Here is a 20,819-nt window from a genome sequence, read left to right on the forward strand (position 1 = left end):
GGCGATTAGAGTGCGTCCTGGCGATCACGTGGGTGCCCCAGCCGTAGCCACAGGCCCAGAACCGACTCCGGACGTTGATGACCCACATGCCCCTCTCCCGCCCCCCGACGGTGTATCGACCCTCCGTTGTCAGTTCGGCTGCTCCGAGGAACGACTCCGTCGGCCCTGGGCGCGGCTCCCGCGCTCCGTGGTCGCTGCTGCGTCATCCGGTCCTGGCGGCCACGGTGCTGGCGGCGGCGATCCAGACCGGCTGGGCGCTGTTCCTGGCCACCGACGGCGGCGACATGGCTGCCCAGTACGCCTGGGCGCACTTCGCAGCCGCGCATCCCGGGTCCGCCGATGACCTCTCCTGGTACGGCGGCATGCACGCGGTCTCGTACAGCGTGGTCACCCCGTATCTGATGGCCTTTCTGGGGGTGCGCGCCACGGGGGTGGCCGTTGGCACCCTCTCGGCCGCGCTGCTGGCCCGTCTGCTCATGCGTTCCCCCGTCCCTCGCCCGCTGCTGCCCGCGCTGTGCGGAGCGACTGCCCTGGCCTGCAACACGGCGTCCGGACGGATCACCTTTGCTGTCGGCGTGTGCTTCGCGCTGGCGGCGGTCCTGGCCGCCTACGAGACCCACGGGTCCAGCGGACCGCGCGCCGCGCTCGCCGGGCTGTTCGGGGTGCTGGCCACCCTGGCCAGCCCCGTCGACGGCTTGTTCCTGCTGGCCGTGGCCCCGGCCCTGTTCCTCACCGGGAGGCGTGCGACCGCCGTGGTACTGGCGGCCGGACCGCCACTGGTCGTCGGCACGACGTCGCTGCTGTTTCCCTTCTACGGCGTGCAGCCCTACTCCCTGCTCCAACTCTCCCTGGTGCTGGCGACATCGCTGCCACTGGCCCTGCTCGCGCCGACGGCCTGGCGGGCGGTGCGGATCGGAGCCTGGACCTATGTGCTCGGAAACCTGCTCACTGCCGTGATTCCCTCTCCCGTCGGCAGCAACGTGGAGCGCCTCGCGCTGCTCTTCGCCACAACCGCCCTGCTGGCGGCGGCGATGGCGACAAGGGCACGCCGGTCCCGCGCGCTGTGGGTCGTGTTCTCGATCGCGATGTCCTGGCAGAGTGTCCAGCCCCTGACGGACCTCGCTGTCGCCGCTCCCGCTGCTCGTTGGACGCAGTACACCAAGCCCCTGGCCACCGAACTGGTCGAGCTGGGGGCGAAGCGGGGCCGGGTCGAGGTGGTGGGGACCGCGTCCCACGTCGAGTCGTCGGGCCTGGCGGCCACCGTGGAACTGGCGCGAGGATGGAACCGGCAGGTGGACATCGCCCGCAATGCCCTCTTCTACGACGGCGCCCTCAACAGTGCCACCTACCATGCCTGGCTGCGGAACTGGGCCGTCGGCTACGTCGTTCTCCCCGACACGACGCTCGACTACGCGTCAGCGGCCGAGGGCCGCATTGTCGCCACCGGGCAGACCTGGCTCCAACCTGTCTGGAGTGACCCGCACTGGCGGGTGTACCGGGTCGTCGACGCGCTCCCCCTGGCCGGCTCCCCCGCCGCGGTGGTGGACGCCGGCCAGGCCGACATCACGCTCCGACTGCCGACTGCCGGAAGAGTACTGGTCCGGATCGTCTGGTCGCCGTGGCTGTCGGTTCTCGGCCCGGGCAGGGCGTGCCTCACACCCGACGGTCCCTGGACCCAGCTGGTGTCGGATGCCCCGGGCATCCTGCGCATCGGCACCGGTTACGCACACCCGTCAACCCCCCGATGCCCGAAGAGCGCCAAGTGAGCGGCTACCGCATCCTGCTCAATCCCGGTTTGACCAGGGCTCGGTGAGCCATACTCGGTTTGTCGCCACGGCGGCGGTGGCCTGATGCCGGGGGGAGGGGCAGTGGCTGACGAGCTCGGCAACTGGCAGGGGTTGGGGAATCCCCATGTCACGACAGGGGGTGACGCGTACCTGGCCGGACAGAATCTCACGGTCAATGTGTTCGCGGCCCCGGCGGAAGCGGTGCGGCCGGCCGACGCCGCGAGCACACAGGCCTATCTGACCCTGCTGGCGGAGGCCTACCAGTGGCTGGAGCTTCAGGGCATCAACGAAGCCGGCACCCTGCGGGTGGAGTTGGAGAAGGTCTATGTCGCCCTGAAGGCGGAGCCGGAGAGCGACTACGGCCTGCGGCACATGGCGAACCTGCACGGCACCGAGGTCGAGGAGGCGGCCGGCGGCACCGCGCTCGACCTGATCGAGCCGACCCGGCTGGCGGTCTTGGACGCGGAGAACGTCCGCCGCAGCTACCGGCCGCTGCGTGAGGCGGCCAAGCGGGCCCGGATCACCGAGGTGCAGACCTTCGCCGACGCGTTCCGGCTGCACAGCCGGATGGTCCTGCTCGGCGGTCCCGGCAGCGGGAAGACGACGCTGGGCCGCTGGCTCGCGCTGCAGCTGGCCCGGGGGATGCTGCGGCAGCTGCCCCATGAGGTGGAGCCCGAGTCCGGGCCCGCCCTGCCGGACGCCTTCCGGGTCCATCTGCCCGCGGGCATCTCCTCGGTGCTGGACCGCAACCTGTTCCTGACGCCGGGTCAGGGAGACCAGGCCAGGGCGATCCGCCTGGACGAACTGCCGGCCCGCGGAACGCTGGCCCTGTTCGGACGGCCGGTCCGCCTCGGCCAGGTCGTCGGCCCCGACCAGCTCCAGCGGCTGACCTTCACCCCGGCCGGCCAGGAATGCGGCCGTCGCTACGCACACCTGCGGTACTCGGTCGCCGGCGGGCCCGGGCCGTCCCCCTCCGCCGCCGTCACGATCGACGTCGGGGTGCACATCCTCGTGCCGGTCTCGCAGATCGACCCCGACCACCCCGGCGGCCAGGATCCGGAGCGCCTGGTCGACCTCGGCCCCGCGCGGGTCCCGATCTTCCTCCGGCTGGCCCACTTCGCGCGCGAGCTGGCCGAGCGGGAGCGTGCGCAGCAGCCCACCCTGTCCCTCGAGGAGTACCTCGGCCAGGACCCGGACTCCTGCGGCCGGGCCGACGGCTGCACCCCGCAGACGCGCAACGCCCTGCTGCGCGCGTTACTGGACCAGGACCGCGCCGTCGTGGTGCTCGACGGACTCGACGAGCTCCCCGAGGCCAAGCGACGGACCGTCACGCAGAAGATCCAGAACTTCATCGAGCGGACGGCCAGGCCGAACCCGGCGAACGAGGCCGAGGAGCCCTGGCGGGCCGGCGGCAACCAGGTGCTGGTCACCAGCCGGTACGTCGGCTACCCGCACAACCCGGTCCGCAGCAGATGCGCCCACTTCGGCATCCAGGCGATGCAGCGCCCTGCGGTCGAGCACTTCGCGCGGGCCTGGACCCGGGCGATCAGCGCGGAACTCGGCCTCGACCTCTCGGGCCGGTCGGTCGCCGAGGCCCTGATCGCCGAGATCTACGACGACTCCCGCCCCGCCATCCGGGAACTGGCGACCAATCCGCTGCTGGTCACCATCCTGGCGATGGTCTACTGGGTGGACGGGCACCTGCCCGACCAGCGCGCCGCGGTCTACGACCGCGTGGTGGAGAACCTGCTGCGGATCTGGCTCGACCGCCCGGAGTGCCGGGCGCACGGGCTGGGGCGGGACGAACTGCTCGCGGCCCTGGAGCCGCTGGCCGCGGACATGCAGGAGGACCGGAACAACAACGGTCTGATCAGCCTCGGCCGGATCGCCGAACTGATCGAGGGCCCGCTCAGCCTCATGCGCGGATCGGTGCCGATGGACCGCTCGTTCCGGCCGGTGCTGGACGCCCTGCTCACGACCATCCGCAAGCACGTGGGCCTACTGGCGGAGCAGGCCGACGACAACTACGCGTTCTTCCACCGCACCTTCCAGGAGTTCCTCGCCGCACGCCACCTGCTCTCCGACCGGGAGCACGCCGCGGCGAGAATCGTCGAGCGGCTGGACGACCCGCTCTGGCGCGAGCCGCTGCTGCTCGCCGTGGGCCTGGTGATGGCGAGTTCCGAGTGGGGCGGGGCGGAGAGCCGGACCCGCCTGCTGCAGGACGTGCTCGCCGCCGACGACGAGGACCTGCTGATTCCCCGCGGCGCGATGCTCGTGGTCAGCGCCCTGCCCCAACTGGACGGCGTGCCCAAGCGGGTGGTCGACCGGATCGTGGAGCAGTTCCTGGGCTGCTACGCCTTCATCCAGCGGCAGTCGCAGGCGGAGCGGTTGCGGAAGGGGATCTGCGACGTGTTCGCGCGGCTGCGCGAGGGACCGCAGGCCGATCTCGTCGCCGAGGCGATCGGCGCGGTGATCCGGCGGCCCCGCGTGGACCGGGACCACGCGGCGGCTGCCGCGGAGATCATGCTGCGGATCGACTGGTTCACCACCGGCACGGTCGACGCCCTGCTCCAGGTCGTGCACCGGGACCAGGCCGCCCTGCGCTGGCCGGTCCACTGGGCGCTGCTCACCGCCCTGGGACAGACCGCGAGCGACCGGCCCCCGTCGGGGCCGGCCCCGGCGCTGAACACCCCGGCGCTGAACACCCCGCGCCTGGTCGCCGCCCATCTGCCGATGCGTCGGCTGCTCGAATCGAGCCCCGCTCTGACGGAGTACGTGCGCGGCGACGTCGGCTGGCTCTGGCTGGTCGTCGCGCTCTACGGCGGCATCGCCGGCACCGCGGTCCGGGAGCGGCTGCAGGCCTCCCACAAGAGGCACCTGGAAGGGCTGCGGCTGACCGCGGACGACGAGGTGGAGGAGCCGCCGGAACCGCCGCCGGCGATCCCGCCGATGGAGTTCGGCTCGGGCGACATCGTGCACGACCTGGCGTCCGCGGAGTTGAGCCGGGCGGTGCTGCGCCTGCTGCGGCTGCGCAGGCCGGTCGGCGAGCTGGCCGAGGTCTTCCGCCGGGTCTGGCGGCGGAGCGCGGATCCGGCGGGCTGCGCCGAAGCGGTCGTCGGCCTGGCCGCGCTCGGTGAGGACGTCGTGCCGCTGGTCCGCGAGGCGCTCGCCGACCCGGACCGGCGGCTCGCCGCCCGTGCGGCGCTCGAACGGTTCCAGTGGCTCAGGGCGCTGCTGCGGGAACCGCTGATCAGATCCACGGACACGGCGGCCCGCACCCTGCCGGAGGAGGCCCCGGAGGAGCACCAGCTCGATCTGCTGCGGATCGTGATCGAGGCCAGGGCCGCCGCCGGCGGCGGCCCGCTGCCGGTGAGCGACTCGATCCCCTCGCGCCGCTTCGTCGACGCGACCTCGGACCCGGTGCGCGAGGCGCTGGACGCCGAGGACTGGGCGTACCGCTTCTCCGGGCTTCCTGACGAGGCGTCCGACAGCGTGGCCGCCGCCCTCGGGCCGGTGGGAGCCGTCGAACTGCGCCCGCCCGGCCGCGCGGCCAGGGGATGGTCGGAGCTGGCCCAGGCCCGCAACCAGCTCGCCCGGCTGCGGCTGCCGTGGCCGCAGCAGATACTCGCCCCGCGGTGCGACACCCCGGTCGAGCACTGCCTCGCCATGCTGGACGGGCTGCTGGGAGTGCCCGAGGAGTGCGACTACCTCGCCGGCCGGGTGCTGGCCCGGAGCGGGGCGGTCCTGGCCGACCACCCCGAGCTGGTCTGGGAGACCCTGGCGGTCTGCCGCATCCGCGGCCAGGACTTCGTGGCCGGGTACCTGGCGGGCGCCGGCGGTGGCGGCGCCCCGGCCTCCGCCTGCGCCAAGGTGGCCGTAGACCTGGCCGCCCACCTGGTCAACGGCCGGCCCGACGGCTGGTCCGCCGCCGGGGCGGAGGCGGCGGGGAGACTGCGCGGCACCATCCAGAACACCCTGCTCCGGCAGGTGGACCGAACCACGGTGACGAGGCGTCAGGTCGCCCGGGCCAACCGGGCGCTGCTGGAGCAGGCCGCCGGGATCGCCGACCCCTACCTGCGCTTCCGTGCCCTGACCCGCCTTGCCGCGGCGTCCGACCCGGAGCTGGCCGTCCGGGTGCGGTTGAGCCCGTTGGACCTGTTCCAGGAGCTCACCGACGCCCACGACCGCGCCCGGGCCCTTGAGTGGATCATGCTGGCCATTCCGGACCTGCCGATCGGGCTGGGGGTGGGCGACATCTTCGACCTGGACCGGGTGCTGCGGTTGCTCTCCCGCATCGAGGACCCGGAGAACCGGGCCAGGGCCCAGTGCCGGTTGGCGCTGCTCGCGCCCGAGCGGCTCGAGGACCTGCTCGGCGCCGCGGGCGTGTCGCTCGGTGAGATCGCCGATCCCCGGCGGAGGGCCGAAGCCGTCAGCAGTATCCGCTTCGCACTGGAAGGGGTGTGGGACCTCACGGCGGCGTTCGACGCGGTCGCCGACTCCCTGCCCGAGGGCTGGCTGCGGGACAAGGCGCTGGGCCGTGCCTCCCGTCTCGTCGCCGCCCACCGGTCCCGCTACGGGGCGGGCGCGCTCGCCTGGCGGCTGCCGCCGGAGGCCGTGCCGGTCGGCGCCGCGGTCCACCGGCACGCCTACCCGACCGGGCGTTTCGCCTGGGGCGTCCTGTACCTGGAGACCACGGCCGCCGAGGTCGTGGCGCTCGGCACGACCTCGGTCGGCGACACGGCCCAGTGGGAGATGCTGCTGGGCCCCGAGTGGCAGGCCGGCGTGGAGGCCCTGGTCGCGGCTGCGGCCGACGGCGGGCTGCGGCTCACACCACGCGCGGCGTCCGTGGTCAACCGGGTGGTCCAGTCGGGCCGGGCCGCGGTCCTGGAACGCCTGTGGGGCCATCTGGAGAGTCCGGACCCGCAGGCCATGGCCATCGCCACCCGGTGGACCACGGCCGAGCCGGAGGCCGAGCGCTGGAAGGCACTCGTGCAGGTGGAGGCCGGCCGGCTGACCCCGGAGAACCTGGACCAGCTGGTCGAGCTGCTCTCCGAATCCACCGACCGGCTCCGGCTCCGGAGCGCGCTCGCCCTCCACGGGCCGACGCCCTACGGCCGCAACCGGGAGCGCCGCTGGTCCGTCTCCCGGGTAGGCGCGGAGGCGATCGAGGCCGTCGCCCGGCACTGCAGCCAGGGCGACCATGCGCCGGCGGTCCGCAGTGCCCTCAGCTGGATGCGCAGCGCCATCCACCACGACGACGCCGAGGCGCTCAACCGTTGGCTCGCGGAAGCCGCCGTGCACCCCGACTCCCCCGCCCACTGGATCCTGGGAAGCCTCGAGTCGATCGACGACGCCCTGCTGGCTCCGCTCCTGGAGGCACTCCCGTCGGCTCCGCCCTGGCGGCAGCACAGCCTGCTCCTCGGGCTCGGCCGACTGGCCGACTGCACCACCGTGCTGAGGGGATCGGAGAACGCCGTGCGCGCGGCCGTCGCCGCGGTGCCGACCGAGGTGCGGCAGGAACTGCGCTTCATTCCCGAGGGCCCGGTGACCTACCTCAAGGCCGCCGCGGCGGCGACCGAGCAGCAGGGGGAAGCGGTCCCGGAGTCCGCGCAGCTGCCGCTCGACCCGGAGAAGTCCTGGCTCGACGACACCTGTGTGGCCCACCCGGCGCTCTGCCTCCACAGGCTCAGAAACCTCGGGAGCAGCCTCTACATCCAACTCGGTTCGGACAGCTACTGGGCCAGGGCGAACGAGACGGCCCTCACCCTGGCCGAGAACGAGCCGGCCCTCCGGCTGCTGCTGTCCTGGGTCGAGCGGTCGAGCCCGGTGGAGGGCTCCGAGAAGTTCCTGCACCACCTTCTGACCGCGATCGACGCACTGGCGCAGGTCTCGCCGATCGCCTTCAAGGCGGTGGCGGAGCCCGACGTCTGGGAGCCGATCCTCACCGAGTGGGTGCAGACGGCCGACCACTGGACCACCCGCCTCGCGGCCGTGCGCCTGCTCGGCCTGCTCCGCCGCGTCACGGAGCGGGTGGCGGTCGCCCTCAGCGCGGCCATGAACGATGTCAGCTTCGTGCAGCAGGCCGCCTACGACGCGGCGGAGGAGTTCCACAGCATGAAGAGCGACATCACCCCGGAACTGCTCCGCCTGCTCGACGACCCGGATGCCGCCGTCGCCGCCTCGACGGCCCGCCTCCTGGTGTACCTGGCCCGCGGCGAGGGCCTGCTCACCGACCGCCGCCGGATCCTGCGCGGGTTGAAGGACGCCGTCGCCGGCCCGGTCGGCGGCAGGAACGTCTATCTGATGCACGAGGGCGAGGCAAGGATGTCGATCCAGTTCGTCGACCGTCTCGACCAGGTCCTCTACGGTGCGATATTCGAGCTGAGCGGCCTGTGAGCGGGAACCCCCTACCCGGCGAGGAGGCCGTCCTCGGGATCGAGCTTCCCCACCCGCCGCACCGCGTCGAGGCGGACGAGCTGCTCCTCCGGCCCCAGCGACCAGACCTCGTTCGCGGGTAGTCCGAGCAGGTCCTCGACCTCGGACGCGGCGGCGGCGTCCGAGGTCCCGAAGACCTGGACCGCCCCGCTGCCCGAGACGATCGCGGGCCAGCTGCCCGGATAGGTGGCGCGGAGCTGGTGCAGGTCGTGCCAGAAGGTCCAGATCCGGTAGCCGTTCCGCTCCGCGCCCGTCCGCAGCACCGAGTCCAGCAGGGGGAACGGGCCGAGTTCCGCGGTGTGGTCGAGGAGGAAGAGCGCCGGTGGAACGGCGTCTCCGCGGGATCCCGACACCCGGTGCAGCAGGGTCCCGATCCAGAGTCGGAGCAGCACCGCGTGGATCTCCAGCTGTTCCACCGGGAGGATGAGGTAGACGGTCACCGGCTGCCCCGCGGCCAGGTCGGCGAGCGACACGGTCGACTGCCGCAGGGTTCTGCGCACTTCGGGATTGCCGAGTGCGGTGAACTGGGAGGTGAGTCTGGCGAGAATGCGGTCGCGGGCCTTCTCCTCCCGCCGCAGGAAGGACGCGATCTCCTCGTAGGACGTCTTCCGGATCCTGCCGCCCGCGGTGTCCAGCACCACGGCCAGGCTGTAGACGACGTCGTCCGTGTTCAGCGTGGAGTGGATCTCGTCGAACGACCGCTTCTCCGGCACCGCGAAGTGGTAGCCGATCAGCCCGCTGAGCAGCCCGAACGCCTCAGCCTCGACCACGTCCCCGAAGGACGGGCGCAGCGGCAGCAGACCGGCGAGGTCGTGGCACGCCGTCGCCAGGGCCGGCTCCTCCAGGCCGTCGAGCAGGTCCAGGGGATCCAGCGCGTCCGTCTCCGGTCCGGTCACCCCGAAGGGGTCCAGCCGCACCACGGTGTGTCCCATGCGGCGCCTGGCCTCCGCGGTGGCGGCGTAGGCCTGCCCGCCGAGGTCGACGGCCACGATCCGCCCCGGATAGGTCAGCAGATTGGGTATCAGGCAGTGCTGGACCCGTCCCGACCGATTCGGCGCGATCGTGAGGACATGCGAGTCCCGGTCGGCGACCACGAACCCGGACCGGTCCGCCCGGCCCAGCAGCAGCGCCGTCGGATCCAGGCCGTCCATGCCGCTCATACGCACTCCACCCCTTGCGTCGGACCGAGACGATGGCGGCAGCGGCCCCCGCCGACTACGCTTTTATTGTGCCCGTGAATTCCCTTGGCCGCAGCGGGATGTGACGTAGAGACATGTGACGCGGAGACAGGAGATCGACCGGTGAAGAAGTTCACGATTCCCTGCGACTTCAGCGGCGAGAAGGCTCCGTTCAACATCTACATCGGAGCGCCGGCGGCCGGCCACCATCCGCTTCAGCACCAGTCGGCCTGGCTGTCCCGGGAACGAGGCGGTTCGGTCCCGAGCGAGGTGATGGACTCCTTCCAGAAGCTGTTCGACATCTCCCTCGAGAACGGCGTCGACTTCGAGCAGCTGTGCGTGTACGCGCTCGGCACGGCGTCGGGCGATTCCTCCTCAACGCCGGCCGATGCGGGCCCGGACGGCCCGGGCAGCGACGCGCCCGCAGGCTCTGCCTGAACTACCGCTCCCCGGACGGGCCCCGGGTGTGGTCGACCGTCATGTCCCGGCCCGCGTAGTAGGTGTTCCCGCCGGAGTGGATCGTCGGGGCGTGCACCACGGGCCGCTTGGCGGCCAGGAGTTCACGGACATCCGCCAGCATCGCCGCGTCGTCCTGCAGTTCCCTGCCGATGGCCAGCCGCAGGGCGTCGAGCGTGCCCGGGTCGCCGGGAGCCTGGACCGCCCCGGCCAGGGCGGCGGGCAGCGCCTCGCCCGGCTGCCGCCGTCCGAAGACCCGCTGGAGCAGCCGGCGGCCCAGGTTCGCCGTGGCGTCCGCCGCATCGTCCTGGACCCTGGCGAGGACCGCCGCACCGTAGGCGGTCAGCGCCGCGGTCACGTAGGGCGCCGAGGACGCGATGAGCGTCGCCATCTCTTCTCCAGGCACAGCCTTCTCCCCCAGGTCAGCGAATGCAGGCAGGAACCAGCGTAGACCTCACCGGCCCGCCCGGACGGGAACTCATATAGTTGGCGGAACGTACCTTCTCGCGTACGCTGCGGAGGATGACCTCCAGGACTTCCAGGACTTCCCGTGACACGACGCCGCCCCCGCCCGCAGGCACGGACCTCGGCCTGGTGGACGCCATCGCCCAGCTGTCGTTCCTGGTGCAGAACACGCTGGCCGAGATCGCCGGGGAGTACGACCTGTCGCTGATCCAGACCCGGCTGCTCGGAGTCCTCCGGGACCGCGAGCCGACCATGAACGAACTCGGACGCCACCTCGGCCTGGACAAGTCCTCGATCACCGGCCTGGTCGCCCGCGCGCAGCGGCGCGACCTGGTCACCCGCAGCGTCAGCACGATCGACCGCCGGGTGGCCCAGGTCTCGATCACCGAGGCCGGCCGCGAGCTCATCGAGCGGGTCGCCGAACGGTTCGCCGAACGGATCCAGGACACCGTCGCCCCCCTGGCGGGCCCCGACCAGCAGGAGTTCTCCCGGCTGGCCAGCCAGATCGTCACCTCCCACATGCACCGCCAGGGCATCGACCCGGGCACCGCCGCCGTTCACTGACACCGCTCCCGATCCGCCCCCGACTCGCCTTCGCGCCTGCGCCTTGATCGGGCCTCCCGTCGCTATATTTCCCTGGTCGGCTGAATCGTCGTGCGGTCAGGAGCGGGGACGGGTGGACGGGTCAGGAACCGACGCGGTGTTCGCAGGCTCGATCCCCGAGTTCTACGACGACTACCTGGTGCCGCTGATCTTCGAGCCCTATGCCGAGAACCTGGCCGCCCGCCTGGTCCGGCTCGATCCGGCCAGGGCTCTGGAGATCGCCGCCGGCACAGGTGTCGTCACACGCGCGGCGGCACGGGCGCTGCCCGAGCATGTGGAACTGGTGGCGACCGATCTGAACCAGGCGATGCTCGATCACGCCCGGGCGGTCGGCGCCGCGCGGCCGGTGCGCTGGCAGCAGGCCGACGCCCTGCGGCTGCCCTTCGCCGACGCCGGCTTCGATGTGGTGTTCTGCCAGTTCGGCGCGATGTTCTTCCCGGACAAGGTCCGGGCCTTCGGCGAGGCGCGCCGCGTGCTGCGTCCCGGCGGAACCCTGGTCTTCAACGTATGGGACCGGATCGAGCAGAACGAGTTCGCCGACATCGTCACCACCGCGCTGGCCGGCCTGTATCCGGCCGACCCGCCGCGCTTCCTGGCGCGCACCCCGCACGGATACTCCGACCTCGACGCCATCGCGGAGGACCTGGCGCGGGCGGGCTTCACCACCGCGCCGCGCTGCGAGACGGTCGCCGCACACAGCCGCGCCGCGTCGGCGCGGGCGGTCGCCGTCGCGTACTGCCAGGGGACACCGTTGCGCACCGAGATCGAGCAGCGCCCCGGCGCGGATCTCGCCGAGGCGACCGCGGTGTGCGCCGCGGCGATCACCCAACGCTTCGGCCCGGGCCCGGTGGACGGCACCATCCAGGCGCATGTCGTCACCGTCCCCGGGGTCTAACGGTCACACCGTCTCCGGCTCCGCGTCCGGCTCCGGCTCCTCGGCGGGGTCGCGCTGGACGCCGATGCGTGTAGGGTCCGCGAATCGGTGATCACTCCCGGCTTTCCGATCTGGCGAGACGCCAGAATCCGCTGCCATTGAGCACTTTGATGTTCGGGTTCTGTGCGCACTTGCTGCTGGTGTCACGGACATGTTGTTCGCTCCCTGTGACTGTCGAGCAGTTTGACGAGCTGCTCCGTTTCGGTGAGAAAGGCGCGGCCTTCTGTGGTTGCAGCCAGCGGCAGCGTTCGTGTGATGAGGGGGAGGCCAACGATCTGTTCGAGGGCGTCGACCTGGTAGCGAAGGACCGACCGGCGGATGTCGATGGCCCTGGCTGCTGCGCTCAGACTCGGCTGGCCGGGAAGCTTGGCGAGGTTTCTGAGCCGGGGGAGGCTGTTGGCCGATCGGCTGACGGTCTGCATCCGTGGCGACATCGGGACGTCGAGTTGGGAGAACGGGTTGGAGCGCCAGCCAGTCGGGTGCCGGGGAATCCCGTAGCGGTGGAGAAGTTTCATGATGGACGACTTGTGGATCCCGGTCTCCCCTGCGATCTCGAGAGTGCTCCTGCCGAGGCGGACGTACTGTTCCTCCAGCCAGTCGCGGGAAATTTCGGCGGCGATGGATCCGTTCGCTCGTCGCGGTCGCGTCGGGATCGCAGCTTCGCGCAGAGCCTGAGCCACGGTGCTGGCGCTGCATCCGGCCAGCTCGGCGATGTCCTTCTTCGTCATGCCGTTCTCCGCGTAATGCAAACGCAGTTGATCAGGGCTCAGGTGCCCGGTGCGGGGGATGCCCTTCGACCTCCTTCGCGGTTCGACGGGCACCCTCGGTTGCTTGGGCAGAGTGGGGCGGGGCGTGCGAGGCGCTCTTGATCGCTTTCGCTGGGGTCGGTGGACGGTGATGCCGCGGCTCTCGCAGAAGAGCTGACGGTGGGTGATGGACAGCGTCGACAGGGGGTCTCCGTCTCGAAGGACGAGTTGCTGTCCGCGGCGACTGTGAACCTCACGGTCAAGGTCTTCGGCTTCAATGCCCGGCCAGGCTGGTGCGGTCGCCCAGGATTCTGGCGGTTCCCAGCACAGCGGCTCGTGGATAGTGAACATGTCCAGGTTGGCCTGGGCCTGCTCTTCGAGGAAGCCGAGCAACGGGGCAGGTAGGTGCGGACGGCGTCGGCCGTGATCGCTGATCTTCCCGGAGGTGACTGACGGATCGGCGCCATGCAGCAGTGCGAGGACATACCAGCGGGCGAAGTCTTCCTGACGCGACTGGTTGCGCCAGCCGAAGTCCCCGCAGAGTCGCGTCAGGACTGCAGTGTCGAGGGTGGTCGTCTCCGAGCGGAAGAGGTCTCGGCGGCGGGCGTAGTCGATGGGCGAGCCGTGCTCGTCAAGCGCCCAGGCCAGCTGGGTCAGGGTTGATGCGAGGACGGTCTGCGGGCAGAACTGGAGGGCTCGTGGCAGGCTCGCCCTCTGCCGAATCTCGGCTTCGAACTGCTGCCCGAGGAGTCTGACGGCCCGCCGGTAGGGCAGTCGGGTTCCGGGCAGCGCGATCAGTGCCACGGACGCGCTGCGGAAGCTCTCGGCGACCCGGATGTTCGCCAATCCTGGGGGCAACAGGCGCATGGCCCACGCCGGCCAGAGCTTGGAGGGGAGGCAGGCGAGCCGTGCGCGGGTCTGCTCGTCGGTCAACTGCCTCCAGTAGGGCGCCGGTGAGGCAGTGCCATAGCGAAGCCGCGCTGCCAGCGTGAGCTCACGGTCCCAGGTCGCCATGGCCTGCCCGGCCAGGCGCGGGCTGGCCTTCCTCCAGGCGAACGAACGTGCGCCGCCGCTGTTCGGGTCCTGCTCCCGCGCGACGAAGCGCTGATGGGCTTGCGTCAGCCAGGCGAGGAGAGCCGGGTCGGCGGCTTCGGGGTGCGGAACGGCCTGACGTGCCAACGTGGTCGCGAGGGCGATGCTCCGGACGTCTGTGGCGCCCTGGGCATCGGACTGGGCCGGCGGCCCACCACCGGTTTCGTCCAGGACGCGGCGAGCAGACGCCGGCGCTGTCTGGAGGCTGCTGGACAGCCCGGCCAGAACCCTGCCGCCCAGGATGTAGAGGTCCAAAAGCTCCTCGCGAGCGGCATCGCGGTCCGAAGCGGCCTTGGCGAGCACGGCGTTGACGTGTTCCTGAGCCGGGAGGACCAGGCCGTGCGACGGCAAGGGGGGAGCCGGCGCCTGGCTCAGGGGGAATCCGCAGGAGATCCGTGGCCTTTGCGAGCCTTGCGTGAGCTGGCGGCCGCGGGTGCAGAGGCTGGGCATGCTGGGGCCTCCCACCCGGGTGCCCCGGGCTCGGACGGGCTGCTGACACGAAGGACACCGCTCTGCCAGCAGGCACTGGTGGTCCAGGCAGGCGAACGACCAGGGCTGCCGCCAGGCCAGCAGCCACCGGCCGGAGGTCTCCGCGAGGCACTGAGGGCAGAAGCGGCTGTTGCTGCCGTAGTAGCGCCACATCGGAGGACGGCCCATGCCGACCTTCGAAGGATGGAATGAGACAGTCAGTCCGCTGTAGGGCTCCAAGGTCAGCTCGGTCAGTGCCCGCGGGCTCAGTCCGGTGGCCCGTCCCAAGGCTTCGTGCTCCTTGGGCGTCAGGCGCTGAGTCATCAGTTCGGGGCGCGACCCCGGGAGCCCGAGGAAGCTCAGCAGCGCGGGCGCCGTGACCTTCAACCTGCGCGCGTATGCCTCCAGCCAGCTGTCCAGGGCCTCGCCCGCGATCGGCTCGACGAAGATCGGGAGGTGTCCCCCCTGCCAGGCTGTCACGCGGACCTCCGCTGGGCCGCGGGGCGTGAGGTCCTCAGGCCCCGCGGCCAGCTCAGCGAGGAGTCCCTGGCGGGCGTCCTCGGCCGCGGCGTCGTTCCTCACCCGGTCCATGAGTGCTTCGTCCAGGCGCTCGACTCCCTTGCGGATAGCGCGCAGGCTGCCGCGGTTGACCAACGCCATGAGTGAGGCGAAGTGCCCGGTGGAGCGGGCGTAGAGGTAGTCCGACAAATCGTCGGCGAGCATGCCGGGATAGGCGTCGGCCAGGACCAACTGGCGTTCGATCGTCAGCAGGAGTGTGCGCCATTCCTCGCGTCCGCTCTCGCTCTCGATATCGAAGGGCGGCAGCGTCAGCGGGGTGGTGCGGCGTCCGAACTGGGCGAACAGCGTCTCCTCGTCCGAGAGCCCCTCGCGCAGGATGCCCCGCTCGCGGACCCCGACCCCGATGTAAATCAGCGTGACCGGGAAGACGTTCGACAGGTACTTCAGCTGGTTCGCCATCCGGGCCGAGTTGGCGCGCGGCCCGGCCAGGAAGTGCACGTCGTCGATGATGAAGGCGACCGTCCTCGTGCTGAGCGCCGCGTCCACCGCCCGTTCGGCCAGGGTGTCGGCGTCCCCGGACGTCGGCAGGCCGTAGAACCGGCAGATCGCCGCGTTCAGGCCGCGGATGTGCGTGTTCCCGCTCAGCGCGATGTAGACCACTGGGACCCGCCGGTTGCCCTCCGGCGTGGTCTCACCGCGCAGGGCGACCTGCTCGCGGTGCAGGGTCCTGCCGTAGTCGCAGACCGCCGTGCTCTTCCCCAGGCCGGGATAGGCGTTCACCAAGGCAGCCGGCTTGGCCTTGTTGCCGTCCTGCCGGTTCGATTCGAGGATCTCGGCCAGATCCTCGTGCAGGGCGAGCAGTTGCGGGGTGCGGATCGGACCGATGTTCGCGTGCCAGACCTTGCGTCGGTCGTTGTGGCGCAACAGCGCGTGCGGTTCCAGGTCGGCCAGTTGGGCGCGGGAGAGGCGTTCGGGCCGGGCCCGGGCCGGGCCGTCGACCGACTCCAGCCACCCCGGCAACCGGGTGAGCGAGTATTGACGGTCATCACCCTCGAAAACGTCGTCGTCCTTGCGCGCGGTGCTCATTCGGTCTCCCAGACGCCGGCGTAGAAGCTGTCCTCGTCGACGGGGCCGCTGCCGCCGTCCTCGCCCGGAAACGCCGCCTGGCATTCCTCCTCTTCGTCGTCGTCCCCGACCAGGTCGACGTCCGGGGGCGCGAACGTGTCACGGTCCGCCCCGTCGTCGCAGGTCCCAGGCGCGCTCAAGGCCGCGATCCGCTGGACCGTGGGAAGCAGGCCGACCGCGGCCCGCGCATCCCCAGCCACCTCGGCCTCTCCAGCGAGCTGCAGCCGGTCCTGCGACAGGCGAAGCGCCATGCGTCGCTCGGTGCGGTCGCCCGTCAACCCCGCGCCCCACCGCTCCAGTAGCTCGACCAGCGCGCGCTTGGGGTCGGGGAAGCGGTGCGAGCGCGCGGCCAGCCGGCGGGCGTAGGCCATCGCCTCGCGGCTGGCCGGCCCGTTCAGCACGGCCGTGTGCTCCCAGACCAGCGCATGCCAGGCGTGGTCTTTCGGGTCCTGGAAGTAGACCTTCCTGATGTCCCCCGGGTCCACCGCGATCGGCCACTTGCCGGCGTCGGCACCGCGGCGCGTGCTGGGCTGGTTCCGGTAGCCGTTCAGGGCCGCACCGTTGTAGCGGAGTCCGCCGACCTCAACCCCGTAGTGCTGGATCGAGGTGCGAACCTCCTCCAAGAACTCCAGGGCCAGATCCGGCCGAGACGGGATCCGAAGCGGCCCTGCCCGGTTCACGCCGTGCTCGAACATCTCCAGCGGGCTCAGCTTCAGCCCCGGGACCTCCGGGACGACCAGCCCCCTGTGGTGGCGCCGGTGATACACCTGGCTGATCCACTCACGGATGATCGCCTCCAACTCGTCGATGAAGAAGAACGCCTCCTGCTCGACCTTCTCGCCCCGGCTGTGGACATCCGCTCCCTTGTAGCCAGGCAGGGCCGCCAGCAGCCCCTGGTTCAGGGTCTTGAACCAGCGCTCCACCGGCTTGTCGGTCGGCGTATAGGGGCGGGCTGGCTGGAGAGAGATGTCCAGCCGGGCGCACACGCTGCGGATATGGTTCGACAGGTAGACCTTGCCGTGGTCGAAGATGATCGTCTCAGCTGCGACCGACGGCAGCAGTAGCCGGCCGTGCGCGTCCACCAGCTTCTCCTGGTCGACCAGCACCGCCGAGGGAACCCCGCAGTAGGGCAACGGCTCGCCCCCGTCCAAGGGCTCGCGCGGGCGCACCGTCTCGAACAGCACCCCCGCAATGTCCACCGACTTCGTGGACACCGGCGTCAGCCGCAGCCCGGTGATCACCCTGCTGTAGAGGTCCATGGCGACCGAAATCTCGCACTGCACCCAACGGCAGGTCACCGGCTCCATGGCGAAGACGTCCAGCCGATTGGTGTCGAGCACGATGTACTCCCCGGGCCGCGTCGCCCGCAGCCGTCCGTAAGCACCCTGCGGCCGGTTCGCGATCGACCGCTTGCCCTTCGTGCTGCCCTCGAAGGCATTGGTGCCCGCGCTCAGCTCCTGCAGCAACTCGTAGCCGGCGGTGCGTCCCGGAAGCCGGACCACCCCCGCCCCGAACTCGCAGGCCAGACGCTCCTCGATCTCCAGCAGGACCAGGCTCCTGACGGGCCGGCTCGACTTCACGTGCCCGGCCAGCACGGACCGGGCCGCGTCCACCCACCGCGGGTCAGCCCGGTCCAGCCCGCTCACCCCGCCTCCCTGACCGACCAGCCCCGCGGGCCCCGACCGCTTCACCGCCGCCACCCACCGGCGCACGGTGGCCGGAGAGACGCCCAGTTCGGCCGCCTTCGCCGCGTAGCGGCGCATCAACGGCACCGCGGGCGCGTACTCCGCCCTGGGCTCCCCATCCAACGCCAGCTCCGCTGAGCCCAGTTGGTAACCGAACCGCACCTCCTGCATGTGCCGGAAGCGCAGCGTCAAGGCGTCGTCCCCGGCTTCGTCCAGATCACCGAGGACCGTCGCCGCGGCAGCCTCCGTCGCCGGAGCCTCGACCAGAAACCGAGTCGTGGGATGGGCCAGCAGCACGGAGATGTCGACCTGCCGCCACCTGGGGCGGCCATCTGCTGCCGTCTGCTGCAGTACCACCCGCCGCCCCTCGATCTCCGCAATCGTGAACTGCTCGCCCTCGTAGACCAGCGGGAGCCCGAGGCGCAACGTGGTCGTCCAGGCATTCATGCCGTCCTCCGCAGCACCGAGCCGCCGGCCAGCGGTCGCGACAGGTCCGTCGCCAGCCGCCCAGACCACAGCAGGGCCATCAGCGGCGGACGTGCCGCGTACCGAGGAAGCCCTCCGGCCAGCCGCCGCTCGGCGACGCCCAGCGAGTCCCCGTCGCACACGCTCGACCAGGCCCGCGCGACCTCGACCTCGGGCACCACACCAGCGCGTCGGTACGCAGCCAGGAATCGCACGTTCTCCAAGAGCACCGGATCTGCCCCAGACCAGATCTCGTACCGCCAGCCATGGCCCTCGACCAACTCGCCCGGCCAGGCGAGAGCCTCCACGATCTTCGGATCCTCCAACCGGTCGGCAGGCTTCACGTTCACGACCTGCACCGTCCCTGTCCCCTGCGCCAGCAGGAAGTCCGGCACGTGGCGCCGGACACGGCCACCGACCCGGGCCACCACCAGACACGGCTGGGCGAAGATCCCGCAGACGCCGCCATCGAAGTCGGCCAGGAGCAGCCGCGCCAACTCCAGACGGCTCTCATAGACGACATGGCCGCCCGTCGTCGCCGACGCGTAACTGCCCGAGTAGTGCTCCTGGCCGTGGACGGACCGGAACGTCCGCCAAGGGATCGACCCCGCGAAGTCCGCCAACCGCACGTCCCGAAACGGGATCCGCCGAACCAGGCCGTCCTCGTACCGGATCGACACCGAAGGCTCCTCATGCTTCTCCCGGCTCCGAACCGGAATCCGACTGCGCTTGACTGTCATGATCATGAACGTAATTACGCTCCGGATTCCTTGCGCAGGGAATCCCGGATTTGCTCGGACAGTGCTCACTCTTGGCGTACAGTGCGCTCGGATTCGCGGACCCTACAATGCGGGCCTCGGCGACGTACTGCGCGGCCTGGAGCCGGTACAGCGCGGCGTAGCCGTCCGGTCCCGAGGCGGCACCGGCGGCCATCAGCTCCTCGTGGCTGCCCTGCTCGACCAGCCGTCCCTGGTTCAGCACGAAGATCACGTCCGCGCTCGCACTGGCCGCGAGCCGGTGGGTGATCAGCACCACCGTGGTCCCCTGGGCGGCCAGGCCCCGGATCCGGCGGAACGCGTCCACCTCCGCCCGGGCGTCCAGCGCGGAGGTGGGCTCGTCCGCGATCAGCAGGACCGGGTCCCGGTAGGCGACCCGGGCGGCGCCGACCTTCTGCCACTGCCCGCCGGAGATCTCCTCGGAGTTGCGGTATCCGCTGGCAAGGATGGTGCTCCAGCCGTTGGACAGCCCGGTGACCACACTGCCGGCGTCGGCGAAGTCGGCAGCACGCCGGATGCCGTCCTCGTCCACCCGCGCCTCGGGCCGTCCGACGACCACATTGGCGCGGGCGGTGAACGGCCACCTTTGGAAGTCCTGGGCGAGCAGCCCGATCCGGCCGAACCAGGCGTCGCGGTCCGCTGCGCCGATCTCCACGCCGTCCCAGGTCAGCGATCCACTGTCGGCCCGGAGCAGCCCGCAGATCAGCTTGGCCAGGGTGGTCTTGCCGGAGCCGTTGGCCCCGACCAGGGCGATCACCGTCCCCGGCTCGATGGTCAGGCTGACCCGGTCCACCGCGGGCTCGGCCCGGCCGGGGTAGCTGAAGGTCAGGTCCTTCAGCTCCAGGGCCCCGACCCGCTCGGGCAGCGCCGCCCCTCCGGACGGGATGGCCAACCGGTCCCCGACGCGGCACAGTTGGTGCAGGTCGCCGACATACAGTGCCGACTCGTACAGGCCGTTGAGCTGGCTGACCATCGCGGTGATGCTGGCGACTCCACTGCGGATGCCCAGCACCGCGGTGCCCGCGACGGCCAACGGCAGCTGACCGTCGGTCAGCAGTACGTACAGCACGCCGTAGGTGGCCAGCGCCGCGAGACCGGACAGCGCCGCCGACGCCAGGTCGGTGCCGGCCCGCCGCCGGGCCAACCGGGTCTGCTCGGCCTCGTTGGCCCGGGACATCTGGGTGAAGTGCCGCAGCAGCCACGCCCCCACCCCGTGCACCCGCACCTCGGCCGCGGCCCGCTGGTCGGTGAGCAGGCTGGTGATCAGCCGTGAGGCACGCATATGGCCCAACCACGCCTGCACCGACGCATACCGGCTGCGGGCGGTGCGGACGGCGCCCCACGCCCTGGGCACCGCGATCAGCACCAGCAGCGGCAGCAGCACCGGCGCGAGGACGGTCAGCACGCCGCCGGCCGCCACCATGCCGATCACCGCGTTCGCCACCGCGACCGCCTCCCCGACGGTGCGGCGCGCCTCCGCGGCACCGAACTGCGCCGAGTCCAGCAGCCGGTGGAACTCCTCGTCCTGGATCGCCGAGAGTTCGACCCGGATCGCCCGGCTCAGAAACTCGACGGTGGCGGCGCCCTCGATCTTCGGCTCCAGCCGACCGGTGGCCGCGGTCGACACCGCCGAGAGCAGGACCGAGGAGCCGCCGAGAAGCCCCACCAGCAGCAGGGCCGGCAGGGCGGCCCGGATCCGCTCGGGGGTGGGACCACCGGCGAACAGCTGGAGCAGCACGCGGTTGGTCGCCACCAGCCCGAACGCCCGTGCCAGACCCATCCCCAACTCGGCGACACTCACGGCCAGTAGGGCCCGGCGATCCGCCCGCCACGCCAGTGTCGCCGCCAGCACCAGCATCGTCGGAATACGCCGGGCCATCGCCGGGAACGACAGGCCGGCAGCGGCCAACTCATGCCGGCTGAAGCCGTAGTCGTACAGCAGGGGGCCACCGAACAGGAGTTCCTCGCTCTCCGTCGTCGTCTCCGCCGGCGCTGGTCCGCCTCGCGGGAGGCGGACGCCCTTGAACGGGTACGGCACGGTGACTCCTAGCCCTGTCCGGGAGTGGTACGAACGATCCTGACAGG

General features: G+C 71.3%; 11 protein-coding genes. 5 read left to right on the forward strand and 6 right to left on the reverse strand.

Annotated elements, in window-relative coordinates:
• Positions 1-86 precede the first annotated feature (86 nt).
• Complete coding sequence (locus ACEZDG_RS05810) at positions 87-1,766, forward strand: MFS transporter (RefSeq protein ID WP_380503278.1); 1,680 nt, start codon at positions 87-89, stop codon at positions 1,764-1,766.
• Between the two features lie 102 nt (positions 1,767-1,868).
• Complete coding sequence (locus ACEZDG_RS05815) at positions 1,869-8,183, forward strand: hypothetical protein (protein WP_380503281.1); 6,315 nt, start codon at positions 1,869-1,871, stop codon at positions 8,181-8,183.
• Between the two features lie 11 nt (positions 8,184-8,194).
• Here ACEZDG_RS05815 and ACEZDG_RS05820 read toward each other — a convergent pair whose 3' ends face one another.
• Positions 8,195-9,382 (reverse strand): type IV secretory system conjugative DNA transfer family protein, encoded by a 1,188-nt coding sequence (locus ACEZDG_RS05820; RefSeq protein ID WP_380503284.1) that lies wholly within the window; start codon positions 9,380-9,382, stop codon positions 8,195-8,197.
• 141 nt (positions 9,383-9,523) lie between these two features.
• Between ACEZDG_RS05820 and ACEZDG_RS05825 the strand changes: the two genes are divergently transcribed.
• Entirely contained in the window at positions 9,524-9,838 is a 315-nt protein-coding gene (locus tag ACEZDG_RS05825) for a DUF2610 domain-containing protein (RefSeq protein WP_380503287.1), read from the forward strand.
• Position 9,839: 1 nt separating this feature from the next.
• Here the strand turns inward: ACEZDG_RS05825 and ACEZDG_RS05830 are convergent, their stop codons facing one another.
• A complete protein-coding gene (locus tag ACEZDG_RS05830) occupies positions 9,840-10,247 on the reverse strand; it encodes a hypothetical protein (protein ID WP_380503290.1) in 408 nt (135 codons plus the stop codon).
• A 131-nt stretch (positions 10,248-10,378) separates the two neighbouring features.
• Here ACEZDG_RS05830 and ACEZDG_RS05835 point away from each other — a divergent pair, with 131 nt between their 5' ends.
• Together ACEZDG_RS05835 and ACEZDG_RS05840 are read left to right on the forward strand one after the other, a co-directional pair.
• Positions 10,379-10,885, forward strand: coding sequence for a MarR family winged helix-turn-helix transcriptional regulator (locus tag ACEZDG_RS05835; RefSeq protein WP_380503293.1), 507 nt, complete (start codon positions 10,379-10,381; stop codon positions 10,883-10,885).
• A gap of 112 nt (positions 10,886-10,997) precedes the next feature.
• Complete coding sequence (locus ACEZDG_RS05840; protein WP_380503296.1) at positions 10,998-11,819, forward strand: class I SAM-dependent methyltransferase; 822 nt, start codon at positions 10,998-11,000, stop codon at positions 11,817-11,819.
• Between the two features lie 182 nt (positions 11,820-12,001).
• On the opposite strand, the gene ACEZDG_RS05845 is transcribed toward ACEZDG_RS05840, so the two are convergent.
• Genes ACEZDG_RS05845 through ACEZDG_RS05860 form a run of 4 tightly spaced genes read right to left on the reverse strand, consistent with a single transcriptional unit; the run spans position 12,002 to position 20,772 of the window.
• On the reverse strand, positions 12,002-15,769 hold the full coding sequence (locus tag ACEZDG_RS05845) for a TniQ family protein (RefSeq protein ID WP_380503299.1): 3,768 nt from the start codon (positions 15,767-15,769) through the stop codon (positions 12,002-12,004).
• Positions 15,766-17,940: an integrase gene (locus ACEZDG_RS05850; protein WP_380503301.1), complete on the reverse strand. Its 2,175-nt coding sequence runs from the start codon at positions 17,938-17,940 to the stop codon at positions 15,766-15,768. The genes ACEZDG_RS05845 and ACEZDG_RS05850 overlap by 4 nt, the downstream gene beginning before the upstream one ends.
• Entirely contained in the window at positions 17,937-18,638 is a 702-nt protein-coding gene (locus ACEZDG_RS05855) for a TnsA-like heteromeric transposase endonuclease subunit (protein ID WP_380503304.1), read from the reverse strand. The genes ACEZDG_RS05850 and ACEZDG_RS05855 overlap by 4 nt, the downstream gene beginning before the upstream one ends.
• A 10-nt stretch (positions 18,639-18,648) precedes the next feature.
• Positions 18,649-20,772 (reverse strand): ATP-binding cassette domain-containing protein, encoded by a 2,124-nt coding sequence (locus ACEZDG_RS05860; protein ID WP_380503307.1) that lies wholly within the window; start codon positions 20,770-20,772, stop codon positions 18,649-18,651.
• Between the last annotated feature and the right edge of the window lie 47 nt (positions 20,773-20,819).

This window comes from Streptacidiphilus alkalitolerans, assembly GCF_042511045.1.
GTDB classification, from domain to species: Bacteria; Actinomycetota; Actinomycetes; order Streptomycetales; family Streptomycetaceae; genus Streptacidiphilus; species Streptacidiphilus alkalitolerans.